The 12,527-nt window shown below is 68.3% G+C and carries 15 protein-coding genes; 5 read left to right on the forward strand and 10 right to left on the reverse strand.

All coding sequences use genetic code 11. From position 1 onward, the window contains the following. Window positions 1–237 precede the first annotated feature (237 nt). The 7 genes from ABJD39_RS05920 to ABJD39_RS05950 form a co-directional block, all read right to left on the reverse strand. On the reverse strand, window positions 238–1,557 hold the full coding sequence (locus ABJD39_RS05920; protein ID WP_348613031.1) for a hypothetical protein: 1,320 nt from the start codon (window positions 1,555–1,557) through the stop codon (window positions 238–240). After that, a complete protein-coding gene (locus ABJD39_RS05925) occupies window positions 1,550–2,230 on the reverse strand; it encodes a hypothetical protein (protein ID WP_348613033.1) in 681 nt (226 codons plus the stop codon). Before ABJD39_RS05925 ends, ABJD39_RS05920 begins: the two co-directional genes overlap by 8 nt. Window positions 2,231–2,314: 84 nt before the next feature. Further along, window positions 2,315–3,505, reverse strand: coding sequence for an AI-2E family transporter (locus ABJD39_RS05930; RefSeq protein WP_348613035.1), 1,191 nt, complete (start codon window positions 3,503–3,505; stop codon window positions 2,315–2,317). Between the two features lie 56 nt (window positions 3,506–3,561). Then, the gene (locus ABJD39_RS05935; protein ID WP_348613037.1) at window positions 3,562–3,990 is read right to left on the reverse strand and encodes a type II toxin-antitoxin system VapC family toxin; all 429 of its coding nucleotides are present in this window, start codon (window positions 3,988–3,990) and stop codon (window positions 3,562–3,564) included. Continuing rightward, window positions 3,987–4,262, reverse strand: coding sequence for a hypothetical protein (locus tag ABJD39_RS05940; RefSeq protein ID WP_348613039.1), 276 nt, complete (start codon window positions 4,260–4,262; stop codon window positions 3,987–3,989). Before ABJD39_RS05940 ends, ABJD39_RS05935 begins: the two co-directional genes overlap by 4 nt. Window positions 4,263–4,375: 113 nt before the next feature. Further along, window positions 4,376–5,128: a VOC family protein gene (locus ABJD39_RS05945; RefSeq protein WP_348613041.1), complete on the reverse strand. Its 753-nt coding sequence runs from the start codon at window positions 5,126–5,128 to the stop codon at window positions 4,376–4,378. A gap of 177 nt (window positions 5,129–5,305) precedes the next feature. Beyond that, the gene (locus tag ABJD39_RS05950) at window positions 5,306–6,715 is read right to left on the reverse strand and encodes a dihydrolipoyl dehydrogenase family protein (RefSeq protein WP_348613043.1); all 1,410 of its coding nucleotides are present in this window, start codon (window positions 6,713–6,715) and stop codon (window positions 5,306–5,308) included. 217 nt (window positions 6,716–6,932) lie between these two features. Between ABJD39_RS05950 and ABJD39_RS05955 the strand changes: the two genes are divergently transcribed. Beyond that, complete coding sequence (locus ABJD39_RS05955) at window positions 6,933–7,274, forward strand: DsrE family protein (RefSeq protein ID WP_348613045.1); 342 nt, start codon at window positions 6,933–6,935, stop codon at window positions 7,272–7,274. 79 nt (window positions 7,275–7,353) lie between these two features. On the opposite strand, the gene ABJD39_RS05960 is transcribed toward ABJD39_RS05955, so the two are convergent. Then, the gene (locus ABJD39_RS05960) at window positions 7,354–8,436 is read right to left on the reverse strand and encodes a hypothetical protein (protein ID WP_348613047.1); all 1,083 of its coding nucleotides are present in this window, start codon (window positions 8,434–8,436) and stop codon (window positions 7,354–7,356) included. 454 nt (window positions 8,437–8,890) lie between these two features. On the opposite strand from ABJD39_RS05960, the gene ABJD39_RS05965 reads away from it, so the two are divergent. After that, on the forward strand, window positions 8,891–9,370 hold the full coding sequence (locus ABJD39_RS05965; protein ID WP_348613049.1) for a hypothetical protein: 480 nt from the start codon (window positions 8,891–8,893) through the stop codon (window positions 9,368–9,370). Between the two features lie 5 nt (window positions 9,371–9,375). On the opposite strand, the gene ABJD39_RS05970 is transcribed toward ABJD39_RS05965, so the two are convergent. Both ABJD39_RS05970 and ABJD39_RS05975 read right to left on the reverse strand, forming a co-directional pair. Next, entirely contained in the window at window positions 9,376–9,825 is a 450-nt protein-coding gene (locus tag ABJD39_RS05970; protein ID WP_348613051.1) for a TIGR04206 family protein, read from the reverse strand. Between the two features lies 1 nt (window position 9,826). Continuing rightward, window positions 9,827–10,936 carry an OBG GTPase family GTP-binding protein gene (locus tag ABJD39_RS05975; RefSeq protein WP_348613053.1) on the reverse strand — a complete coding sequence of 370 codons (1,110 nt, stop codon included), beginning with the start codon at window positions 10,934–10,936 and terminating at the stop codon, window positions 9,827–9,829. Between the two features lie 262 nt (window positions 10,937–11,198). On the opposite strand from ABJD39_RS05975, the gene ABJD39_RS05980 reads away from it, so the two are divergent. From ABJD39_RS05980 to ABJD39_RS05990, 3 genes are all read left to right on the forward strand, one after another. Continuing rightward, complete coding sequence (locus ABJD39_RS05980; RefSeq protein ID WP_348613712.1) at window positions 11,199–11,399, forward strand: hypothetical protein; 201 nt, start codon at window positions 11,199–11,201, stop codon at window positions 11,397–11,399. A gap of 56 nt (window positions 11,400–11,455) precedes the next feature. Then, window positions 11,456–11,833: a DUF7541 family protein gene (locus ABJD39_RS05985; RefSeq protein ID WP_348613055.1), complete on the forward strand. Its 378-nt coding sequence runs from the start codon at window positions 11,456–11,458 to the stop codon at window positions 11,831–11,833. 119 nt (window positions 11,834–11,952) lie between these two features. Beyond that, complete coding sequence (locus ABJD39_RS05990) at window positions 11,953–12,507, forward strand: DUF6684 family protein (RefSeq protein WP_348613057.1); 555 nt, start codon at window positions 11,953–11,955, stop codon at window positions 12,505–12,507. The last annotated feature ends 20 nt before the right edge of the window (window positions 12,508–12,527 follow it).

Below are 12,527 nucleotides of genomic sequence, written 5' to 3' on the forward strand. Positions count from 1 at the left end.
GCCCGCTCGTCCAAACCGGCATAAGTACTTTGTGGAGGATCGTGTGAGGTGTCGCCACGGCGTTGCGGCGGATCCGGGCCGAGTTCGGCTCGCGCGCACCCCCGCAGGCTCCGAGAACCGACAGACACTCTGCGAGGAGGGTAGGATCAGGCAAAGTCAGTATCCCGAGACTGATCTCGCTGCTCTCTGTCGACACGATCCGGGCGAATCACGAACGGCCTGCCTACAGAGTCACAGTCACTCGCCTTCTAGCGCCCGCGCCACCGCGGCGCTGGCGTCGCCGACCGACCGCGCGACCGCCTCGATCCGGACGTAATCGCGCAGTTCCCAGTTCAGCCGCGAGAGCGCGACCTCATCGTCGCCATCGAAGTGCGACAGTTCGTCGTCGACGTACCCTAACACGGCCGCGAGGCGGTGCGTCTGCAGCCGGTCGAGCCGCGGATACTCCCCGTCGGCGTGGACCGCGACGATCGCCTCCCGGGCACGAGTACGGATCGTGTCGACGTCCTCGGCCGACGCGGGGTCGATCGCCTCCCCGGCGTCGATCCGCGCCCGGAGTGTCTCGACGGCGCCGATCGTCGCGAGCGCGTTGTGTGCCCCGACGATCGCCTGCGGGAACGCGCCGGCGTCCCGTGTCTCTCCGATGTCGCCGCGGCGGATGCCGTCGCGGAGATCCCGAAGTGCTCGTTCGGCCGGAAGCGCGTCGCCGTCGGCTTCGGCGGTGAACGCGCCCTCGTCGAGCCCCGCCGCGGCGCGGCGCTCGTCCACGCGGTCGACAAGCGCGTCGGCCGCAGTCGCGAGTGCATCCCGACGATCCCGTACCCCGTCGCGTCCGCGGAGGCGGTCGAAGATGTGGACCGCATCTCCCAGCTCTCCGCGGACGGACGCCAACTGCTCGTCGGCTTCGGCGACATCGAGTGCGGTCGTCGACTCGCGTTCGCGGGCCGACAACACGCGGTTCAAGTCCCCGATGCACGCCCGAACGAGTCCCGCGATCGCGGCGTTGACGACCGTCGCCTCGATCGCGTCCGTGCCGAGGTACGTCCACCTGCGGCGGAACGCGTCGAGTTCCCCGCGGAGCCTTTCCCCTCCCGCACGCACGTCGGCTATCGTCCGACCGTCGTCGACCGCCGCCCAGCCGCCGGCAACGTATCCCGTCTCCTGACGCGCACGGCGGAGGCTGCCGGCGCGTTCCCAGGGTGTCGACTCCTCGTCCGCACTGGCGAGCGTCTCGCGAGCGGTCTCCGACTCCCGGTTGAGCTGGTCACGGATCACGCCGTTGGGAACCTGCGCGGCGTCGAACGGCGCCGGAACCGACGCCAGCGCCGACTCCAGTTCGTTCGCGACCCCGTCGAGGTACGATCGACCCATCCCGACCGGAATTCGGTCGGGGATCGACGGCGGCGACTCCTCGATGACCCTCGAGAGTTGTTCGCCCGTGACCGTCGCCTCGTCGTCGCCGAACGGGAGCCCCGAACAGCCCGCGAGCGACGCCGCGACGGCCGCACCCGCGCCCGCGAGGATCCCACGACGCGTCCGCCCGGGCGACTCACGCATCGTCGCCCTCCGCGGTCGCGTTCGGCGCCGGGACCGCGTCGGCGGTGATCGGTTGCTCGCGCTCGGGCGGGCGGCGTCGCTCGCCACACGAGCTCCCGCTCACGCCCGAGCCGTAGCTCGTGATCCGGTCGGTATCGAGCGCCTCGGGGATGCGGACGAGCCACGCCGTCGAATCGCGGGCGTCGGGCTCGCAGGCGACGTCCGCGTCACGAAGCACCCGGCCGAACTGCGTATCGATGTCCGTCGCCGACCACGACACGTCGCACAACTGGAGCTCGTAGCAGCGCCGAACGGGAAACCGTTCGAGGAAGATCGTCTCCGAGTCGAACGCCGTTTCCTCGAGGAACGTTCGGGTAGCCTCAACGCTCTCGACGTCGGCAAATCGGAGGCGGTCGACTTGGTCGCGGGACGTGAGAAACGTCGGCCCGCGACGGCGCGGCTCCCCGTCCGTCCCGGTTTGCGTCTCGTCGGGCAGCCACACCAGCGGCCCGTCGATCGTCCCACGGAGGCGCCGGTGCGGAGGCACCGACTCGGGGTCGAACGGTCCGCGTGCAGGCTCGGTCGGCGTCACGCGGCCACCGCTGCTGTCGCTCCCGCTGCAGCCCGCAAGCGCCGCGAGCGCCCCGGCGGCGCCGAGGAGGGTTCGTCGTCGGGTGGGTTCGGAGGGGACCATCGCCCGGAACTGCACGCGAGCGTACCAAGTGTCTTGTTTTTCGGTAGCCCGCGTGCCCACCCCGGCGACAGTCGTTCGTGGCGGCTACCTGGTCGGGTCGGGATCGACACCGGCACCCTCGTCGACGTCTGCGCCGGCACCTTCATCCACGCGAGGTCCCGAATCATCGTCGCGCTCGCGGTCGCCCTCGGCGTCGTCGGACGCCGACAGCGTCGTCTGGGCGTCGTCGGCGCCGAGCAGCCGCGGGAGAGCGGTGTTCGCGAACGTGAGCCCGATCACGAGCACGATCGGCGCGAAGAACAGCCCGTAGAAGCCGAGCACGACCGGCCCGAGCGTGTACGCCAGCATCAGCAGGCCGACGTGGGTCTCGTCGCCGCTCAACAGCGGCCGGAGCACCAGATCCGGGACCGTGTCGACGACGACGACCGCGACGACGAGGAACCCGAGGACGTACCCCAGCTCCGCGAGCGACCCGCCGAGCAACGGCGGGACCGCCATCGCCGCGGTGACGGGGAGGTAGACGATCTTCATCCCGACGATCGGAACCAAGCTGGCGATCCCGGTGAGCGCACCCGCGAGCGCAGGGTACGGCACGCGGACGCCCGCGGGGACGAGCGCGTTGTACACGCTGAACGTCGCGATCGCGATGAGCGAGATGGCGACCACGTTGAGGAGGTTGCCGAACAACACCGCCTCGAGTTCGCGGTCGACCGCCTCCAGGTACTCGCGGACGATGGCGTCGTCGTCGAACCGGAGCAGCCAGTCGCTGATTCGGTCGCCGTCGACGAGGAGGTAGTAGGTGACGATGGTGACGACGAAGAGGTTGAGCAGGAACTCCGAGACGACCGTCGTGAGGAAGGCGGCGTTCTCGGTCGCGAACTCGACGAACGGCTCCAGGTCGCCCGAGCGATACGCCCCGTAGATCCCCTGCACGGTGAACTCGGGGATGCGCTCGATCGCGGCGAACCACGCGATGTTCGACGCCGCCGCGCTCACCAACGCGGTGTCGGCGACGAACTGCCGCGCCTCGACGACGAGCAGGACGCCCGCGTAGCTGATGAGCAAGATCAACGGGATCGCCAGCGACGCGAGGACGACTCCCGCCCGCACCCGCGGCGGGAGCCGGAACCGCGCCAGGAATCGGTGGTACCGCCGCGTCGAGTAGTAGAGGAACACCGAGACGGTGAACGCCGCGATGAACCGGTACGCGAGCGCCCCGATGACGACCGCGACCGCGAGCCCGAACAGCGCGACGACGAGCCGCTTCTCGTTCACGTCATACGAAGGTCAGCAATCTGACTTAACTGATCCGGAGGCGAGCGCGAAGACCACTACAGCGTCGCCGGGTCGAACCGCTCGACGAGTCCGTCGAAGTCGTCGTCGAAGCTCACCACACCGTCGAGGTCGTGGCGTTGTACAGCCGCGATCGTCGCCGCGTCGGTGAAGCTGAGCCCTTGGTCGTCGTACCGCTCGAACACGTCGACAGCCTCCTCGAAGGTCGACTCCGAGAGGTGAAGGAGTTCGTACGCCTGCGGGAACGGATCGACGCCGCGAAGTCGTTCGCCGAGTCGCTTCGCCGCCGAAAACGACCCCCGTCGAAGCGTGAGCGTGATCGCTTCGTCGTACACGTAATCGCTCACGTACGGCTGTCCGACCGTCCCGTCGTATACTGCCTCGAGGGCGTCAGCCGCGACTTCGTGTCTGGCGGCGTCGGTGTCGTGGTCGGCGTAGAGTACGCCGGTGTCCACGATCGCGCTCATCCGTAGAGGATCTCGTCGATATCGTCCTCGTCCGTCTCGACGCCCGAGGAGAACCGACCCTTCGTCATGGCCTCCTTCTCCGCCGCTGAAAGCGGGACGGTCGTGTCCCTGAACGAGTCGATCACCTCCTCTCGGGACCCGTACGCGTCGTCGATGATCCGCGAGAGCAGTTCCTGTTGGGTGACACGCGTTCCCGTTTCGAGTCTGATCTCCGCCTGTAACTCCTCCAGCCGCGATTTCGTGTCCTCGTCCACTTTGACCGCGGTCGTCATTACCGGTAGTATCGGTTGCAACCGAGTAAACGTTTCTACGGGAAGGACGGTCGACCCGGATCGCTATCGATCACGAACTGGCGGCGTCGGAAGTCGAACGGGACGCCGTCGTCCTACCGCTCCAGCAGTTCGATCTCGTGCCCGTCCGGGTCCTTCGTGAACCCGTAGGTGTAGTCACACGACTCGGGGTCGCGGTAGTCCGCAGTCTCGCGCGTCATCAGGGTCTCCCAGTCGTCCGCCAAGTCGTCCGCGCGTACGCACACGTGGCCCCACGCGTCGCCCATCGTGTACTCGCGGCCGTCGTAGTTGTACGTGAGCTCGATCGCCATCGCCTCCTCGGCGGCGTCCTCGGGCTTCATGAAGTAGTTCGCGAACGTGTCGGCCTCCCAGCGGCCGGTGTGTTCGTACTCGAAGGTGCGCATCCAGTAGCCCAGCGCCTCGGTGGCGTCCTCGACGCGAATCATCGTGTGGTCGATCGACCAGGGGGCGCCGTAGTCGCGCTCGACGATCTCGATCTCGTGGCCGTCGGGGTCCTTGACGAACGCGTAGCCGGGGTTCTCCTCGGGCGGGCGGTAGTCCTCGACGCCCTCGTCCATCAGCTCGTAGTAGGCCTCCTCGACGTCCTCGACGCGGACGGCGATATGCCCCCACGCGTCGCCCATCTCGTAGCTGTGGTCGCCGTGGTTGTAGGTGAGCTCCAGCAGCGCGCCGTCCTCGTGCACGTCCTCGGGCCCGAGGTAGTAGTTCGTAAAGTCGCCACCCTCCATCTCGCCTTTGATCTCGTAGTCGAGGTGCTCGGTGTACCAGTCGAGGGACTCCTCCTCGTCCTCGATCCGCATCATCACGTGGTCGAGCGTGTACGCCATACACGACACACCGGCCGCGCGCTCGAAAAGGATACCGACCGTGGATGCGGGTGTGTCACAGTCCCGATCGGCGTAGCGTTTCGTCGGGGCCTCGCAGGCGGCCTTGCTCGTGCCGTAGGATTGGTTCGGACATGTCGGCGCCGAGCTCGGATCTCGAACGGTGGGGGAGCGGTGAGGTCAGATCCCCGTCGGCGCCACGTCGCACACGTCGCGGAAGGCGCCCTGCACGACCTCCGAGAGCGCGGGGTGGACGTGAATCGTCTCCGCGATCGTCGTCGCGTCGGCGCCGGCCGCGACCGCCGTGCTCACCTCGTGGACCAGCGTCGACGCCTCCGGGCCGACGACGTGACAGCCCAGCACCTCGCCGTCCGGGGCGACGAGGACCTTCGCGAACCCGTCCTTGTGGTCGAGCGCCGAGCCGAGCGCCGTCTCGTCGTACGCGAAGGTTCCCACCTCGTAGGCGTCGTCCTCGAGTTCCTCCTCCCTCCTCCCGAGGCTCGCCACCTGCGGGGAGCCGAAGACCGCGTGGGCCATCCCGGGGTACTCGACCGGCGACTCGCCGCCCAGGACGGCGTTCTCGACGACGTACTTCGCCTCCGTGTCGCCGGAGTGTTTGAACATGTAGTTGCCCGCGATGTCGCCGATCGCGTACACCCCCTCCGCGGAGGTGCGCAGGTACTCGTCGGTCTCGACGAACCCCGCCTCCGTCGTCTCGATCCCGGCGGCCGAGACGTTCCACGTGTCCGAGTTGGGTCGTCGGCCGGTCGCCAGGAGGAGGCGGTCGCCGGACACCCGGATCTCCTCGCTGTCCTCGTCCTCGGCCGTGACCTGCTTGCGGCCGTCGACCTCCTCGATCGCCGTCGCGCTGTAGCCGAGTCGGAGGTCGTGGTCGCGCCGATACGCCTCGGTGAGCCGCTCCGCGACGGCACGGTCCTCGCGGTCGACGAGGACGTCCCTGCGGCCGACGATGACGACCTCGGTGCCCATCTGCGAGAAGAAGTGGCTCAGTTCCGCCGCGATGTAGCCGCCCCCGACGATCACGAGGCGGTCGGGACGCTCGGTCAGCCACAGGGCGTCGTCGCTCGTGAGGTACTCCGTCTCGTCGGTGCCGTCGATGGAGTCCGGGATCATCGGCCGGGAGCCGCCCGCGAGGACGACCGTCTCGGCCGTGAGACGGTCCCCACCGGGCCCCCCGCCGTCCGATCGCTCGTCGGTGTCGATCTCGACGGTCCGCTCGTCGACGAACCGACCCTCGCACTGGTAGAACGTGACGTTCTCTGATTCGCGTGCGCGCTCGGCCTTCGCCTCCGCGACCTCCCGTATCGTCGTCCGAACGTCGTCGACGATGCGCTCGAAGTCGATATCCTCGACCGAGGCCTCGATGCCGAGGGAGTCGGCCCCTCGGACCGTCTCGGCGACGTTCGCCCGGTGGATGAGCTTCTTCGAGGGGTTGCACCCGCGGTTGAGGCAGGTTCCGCCCAGTCGACCGCGCTCGACGAGCGCGACCTCCTTCCCCGCCTCGGCCGCCGCCGCGGCGACGATGTTGCCTGTGCCACCGCCCAGGACGACGATATCGAAGTCGGACATCTGCGGTCTCAACGGCTACGACGCGTGGTCGTTTGGCTGTTCCGCGCGTTCCCGGCCACCTGTTTTTCGCCTCGACGGTGGTTCGCGGAGGGACGCGAACTGCCCGGGCCGAGGCCGACGGGCGTCCGCCTCGGCGACCCGGTCGTGCCGGAGTGAGTCCTCTCCCTGAATACGCAAGCAGTCCGAATAAGCCCCGTCGGCGCGCCTCTTGTCACACATGGACACAGTAGTTCACCTGGTCTCCGGAGACGAGTCCGAGCACGAGACGGCGCTCAATATCGCCGAGAACCTGCTGGCCGACGAGAGCGGCAGCATCGACGACGTCGCGATCGTCGCCCAGGCGAAGGGGATCGAGGCCGTCTCCTCGGCCGGCGATCACACGGAGCAGGTGGCGTCGCTGCTCGACGACGGCGTCGCGATCAGCGGGTGCAGCAACACGCTGGAGGCGATGGGCATGGCGGAGTCCGACCTCATCGACGGGGTCGAGACCGTTCCGGAGGGTGCCGTCGAGGTGACTCGACTCGAGAGCGAGGAGGGGTACGCGTACCTTCGACCCTGACGACACACGGGGCCACACGGTCGGCGGACGGTCGAACACGGTCGCCAGCTGCCCGAAGCCGACTGGCGTCGAAGCGCCCTCAGAACCGCTTCTTGCGTTTCTCCGGCACGTACCCCGGATCGACTCGGTCCATGATCTCGGCTGCCGAGTCGTGAGTGAACGACGGCTCCTCGGTGAGCGAGAAGGTGTCCGCGCGCGTGCCCGTCTCGTACCGGAGCGCCGCGCCAGCGACGCCGGTCGAGAACGGCGTCAGCGACGCGCCGTATTCGTCGGCCAGCGCCTCGAGGAACTCCCCGCGCGTGGCCGCCACCTCGTCCGCGTACTCCGGCTCGGTCTCGTTGCGCGCGATCGCGGCGAACCGCTCGTCCGTTTCGCCGTGGCGGACGTGCCAGAGGTGGCTCGCGTACTGCCACCGGAGCCGGGCGGTGTCGCGCAACGCGAGCGTGAGCGACTCGTCCAGCGACCGAGCCCCGTCCTCGGGAGGCGCGTAGTCGAGAAACAGCAGATCGCGGTCGATACGCTTGAGCGCGCCGGTGTCGAGCAGATCCAGACACAGCACGCCGTCGCCGTCGCGGACGCGCATCGTCGGGTTGTCGCCGTCCGTATCAACGACGCCGGTCCGGGGACCGACCGCCAGCCGGTAGGCGGCCTGCAGCGCGAACAGGTGGAACCATTCGATCCGACCACCGGCGGCCGCCTCCCCGGACAGCGGCGGGTCGAACGCGTCGGCGTCGACGACGCGGGTCGGCGTCGCGTCGGAAACGGGAGCAAGTGTCGGGTCGGTTCCCTCGATGTCGCAGTCGCTCGCGGCGTACTCCCGGGTTCGAAGCCCCTCCGCGAGGACGGGCACGATCTCGATCGCCATCGGCACGACCAGCAGCGGTCGGACCGTCTTGTGGGTGACCACGAACACGTCGGGCGTCGAGAACGGGACGAACTTCTCCCCCAGATCCGCGAGGCGGCACTTCACCGCCGGGCCGTCACCCGTGTCGAACCAGTGGGGCGCCGTGACGGGGCCGTCGAAGTGCGTCCGACGGACGTACTCTTCCATGCGGTCGACGAAGCCGTCGGGGGAGTCGACGCCGACGCGGTACACCTTGTACCACCGCTCGCCGGTACCCCGGCGAGTCTGCTGGAAACACACGAGCGCGTCGGACTCCATTCGATCTGAGGGAGCCGGGCGGGCGGGGATAACGCTTCGGCGCTGAATATCAAGATCGATTCTCCGGGGACCGAAGTGACGCCGGCTTCAGCGTCTCCTGACCCGTCAAGACATCCAGCCGTCGACCGGAACATGTCGCGGACTCGATCGGAGATGTTGTTGCCCGATCGGCCCAAAAGGCCTTACTCGCGGGGCGAACAGCCGCGAACGAGATGGTCCCCAGACGAGTCCTCCTCCAAACGTTGGCTGCGTCGCCACCCGGATGCCGAGTTCGGGGCGGACATCGCCCTCGCCGGCGGCGCCGCACTCCTCGGCGCGCCCGTGTACGACGACGCGAGCGGCGCCTATCTGTATGACCTGACCTCCCTCCCGAACAGCGACAAATAGTCCGGTCCGAGGTCACGCAGACCGGTGGAACCCGACTGTTTTGTGGACCCGACCCGTCGCCATCGCCGTGTACTCCCGACACCACGCGGCGATCTCGGCCGTCGTCGCCGCCGGACTGGTCCTCGCGTTGCCGCTCGGGGCGACGCCCGCCGTCGCGGCTGGCTGGTGGGCGTTACTCACCGCCGCCGGCGTCGCGATCGACCTCGATCACTTCCTGATGGCGCGACTCGTCCGCGGCGACTGGGCGAACGCGCGACGAGCACTCACGAACCCTCGCGCGGCCGTCCTCGACCAGTCGGAGCTGTTCGATCCGGGCGACCTGTGGCCGCTCCACCGCCTGCTCAGCCACGCGGTGCTCGCCCCGATCGCGATGCTCGCTGCGTGGCTCCTCGGCGGCGCGCTCGGCGACGCCGGCTTCGGCGTGACCGCGACCGCGGCCGCCCTGTCGACGGCGGTGGTGCTGTACGTACACGTGCTCACGGACCTGATCTGGGACGTGTGGCGCCATGACCGGTACCACGAGAACGTTCGGTCGATGGCCGAATGAGACGGTTACTCCCGCGCCCAGGCCCGGTACCGCCACGCCGCGACCGCCCACAGCGCGAGCGTCCCCACGGGGTAGCCCGTCCGCAGCGGCTGGAGTCCAAAGCGGACGGCGACGGAGGCGTTCACCGTCCCCGCGAGCACGAGCAGGCCGACGGTGACCCGCGGGTCCTCGCGGTCGACGAATCCGAGTGCGGCCGACGCGACCGCGAGGAGCCAACACGCCGCGGCGACGACCCACGGAATCACCAGCGGCGACCCCGACAGCGCGAGGTACTCGGGGAGTGTCCGTGCGTACAGGACGGGCGTGAACGACAGACCGCCCCACACGAACCGGAGGAACGGAACGCCGCTATCGGCGAACGTCTGGACCGACCACGGGACGAATCCACACGACAGGACGGCCGCGAGGACACGCCACGGCGTCGCTCGCGGGAGCCGCGGAGCCGTGCCGGCCACGCTACTTGCGCGCGACGATCCGGAGCACGTCCTCGTCGGCGAGTTCGTGTCCCTGACCGACCTGCTGTTCGTCGTGTTTGGCGGAGGGGCCGGAGACGCGCGCGAACTTGAACCGCTCGTCGAAGCTCCCGCCGAGCTTCGCGCAGGCATCGCCGACGGTGTCGCCCTCGCGGAGCACGAGCGGCTCCTCGTAGTCGACGCCGCGGCTCGGCTTGTCCATGTAGATGCGGATGAGCCCCAGCGCGTCGAAGATGCGCTCTCGCAGCACGTCGAGGCCTTTCTCCTCCACCGCGGAGATGAAGATCGCGTCGTCGGGGTCGATGTCGTGCTCGCGGAGGTCCTCGTTGACCGTCGGGAGATAGTCCTCGTCGATGAGGTCCGCCTTGTTCACCGTGACGATGGAGGGGAGGTACTCGCGGTTGTCCATCACGCCGTCGATGAGTTCGTCGATGGTGAGGTCGTGCGGGATGGTCACGTCGGCGTTGACGAAGCCGTGGGCTCGGAGGACGTCCTTCACCGTCGCCTCGTCCAGCGAGACGGTGTCGCGCATCGTCACCTGGATACCGTCCTTGTGCGTTTTCCGGACGGAGATGTTCGGCGGGTCCGTGTCGAGGCGGACCTTGTTCTCGTACAGTTCGTGGCGGAGGCGCTCGTACTGGTCGATCTCGAACACCGAGAGGACGAATACGACGAGGTCTGCCGTGCGGACGACCGAGAGCACCTCCTTGCCGCCGCCGCGGCCGCCGGCGGCGCCCTCGATCAGCCCCGGAACGTCGAGGATCTGGATGTTCGCGCCTCGATACTTCAGCATCCCGGGGTTGACGTTCAGCGTGGTGAACTCGTACTCGCCGATCTCGCTGTCGGCGTTGGTGAGCGCGTTGATCAGCGTGGACTTGCCGACGGAGGGGAACCCGACGAGGGCGACGGTCGCATCGCCGGTCTTCTCGACGGCGTATCCCTGGCCGCCGCCCGAGGAGGACTGGTTCTCCAGTTTCTCCTTCTTCTGAGCGAGCTTCGACTTCAGCCGCCCGATGTGGGCCTCGGTGGACTTGTTGTACGGGGTTTCGGCGATCTCCTCGCGGAGTTCCTCGATCTCGTCCTCCAGTCCCATCACTAGCTGGTGGGCCGTCCGCGCGCCTAAACGCTTCCCTTCGACGGGCAACTGCCTTCGATAGGCGCCCCGTGACGGGGAGCACCCACCGACGGACACTCGACGGCTGGACGCGTCCGCTCGCGGCGGCGATGCCGGGACGGCCGGTCTAACAGGCGGACGGACACGGCCGCGAAACCCCTCCGTGGGAGGCCGCTCCGCCCGCGAGACGGACTTCGATACCACTATGTCGTGGCGGACGCGACACCGCTTCAAGGACGGCATGCCGGACCCCTCCAGCCTCCGAGACAGCACGCAGATCGTTCTCCCGAAGCAGGAACTGGACGGGATCCGGTCTACGATCGAGTCGGAGTTCACCGTCTCGGTGTTCACAACGGACGATCAGTACCGGATCATCGGCAGTCCTGTCGAGATCAAGGCGGTGTCGAAGTTCCTCGCCCGTCACGGCGTCACCATTCCCTGAGCGAGGCCATCGGGGGCGACCGACAGCCTTTGGACGTGCAGGCCCGTCGATGTGATATGGACGAGAATCCGGGGTTGAGCGAGGAGTACCGGATGGTCAGCCCGTGGCCGCTGTTCGTCGCGTTGGGGCTCCCGATCGCCGAGGTCGGGATCCTGTTCGGTCTGGTTCCGCTGGCCGTGGGCGGCCTGCTCCTGTTTTGCGGGTCGATCGCCGGGATCCTCCGCGAGAACGGATACGTGTCCTCGACCTGGCGCGGGCTCGCCGGGCTGTCGGTGCTCGTCATTGCCGGAGGGCTGGCGCTGTGGTACGCGGACATGACGACCGCCTCCGACCTGCTGATCCGGGCGTACTCGATGATCGGTACCGGCGTGTTGATGCTGCTCGCCGGGGTTGGCGGCGACCTGTTCGCCCGCGACGTCGAGCCGAGCGTGTGAACGCCTGCAGACCGACGCGAGCCGGCCGCCGCGAGCGCTGTCGCAACGGACCGACCGGGAGTCCCCCGCGAGCGCCGAAATGGGCAAGGTATTAGGTCGCGACGGTGTACGTTCCGCGCATGGCAGAGATCTTCGACAGGGACACCCTGCTGGATCTGACGGTCAACGTCATCCCGCTGGGCATCATCCTGTTCTTCGTCGCGGCGTTCGTCCTCATCGACCCGTTCGGCGGACTGGATTTCTACGGCCGCGTGCTCCAGATGGGGCTGTTGGCGTTCCCGTTCGTCGCGCTCGCCATCCTGACGTACGTCTCCGGGAAGGCGATCGCCGGCGACGAGAAGCGCTCGGCGGTGTTCTTTCAGGGACAGGCGACGCTCGGCGACGCGCCGGAGAAACACGAGGTCGAGGAGGCGATCGAAGCGGAGGCGACCGGCGAGGCCGACGTCGAGGACCCGTACGGCGGATCCGATGACGACGGGGCCGATGCTGGCGCCGAGGACGAAGGCGACGTTGACGCCGACGACGGAGCCGACGCGAACGTCGCCGACGAGACCAGCGCTGACGACGAAGGCGATATTGACGACGCCGACAAGACCGACGCTGACAACGACGCCGACGAGACCGACGCGAACGACGACGCCGACGAGACCGACGCGAACGACGACGAAGCGTAGTCGAATCTGACCTCCGAACG

The organism is Halobaculum rarum (assembly GCF_040025155.1).
In the GTDB taxonomy this organism is placed as follows: Archaea; Halobacteriota; Halobacteria; order Halobacteriales; family Haloferacaceae; genus Halobaculum; species Halobaculum rarum.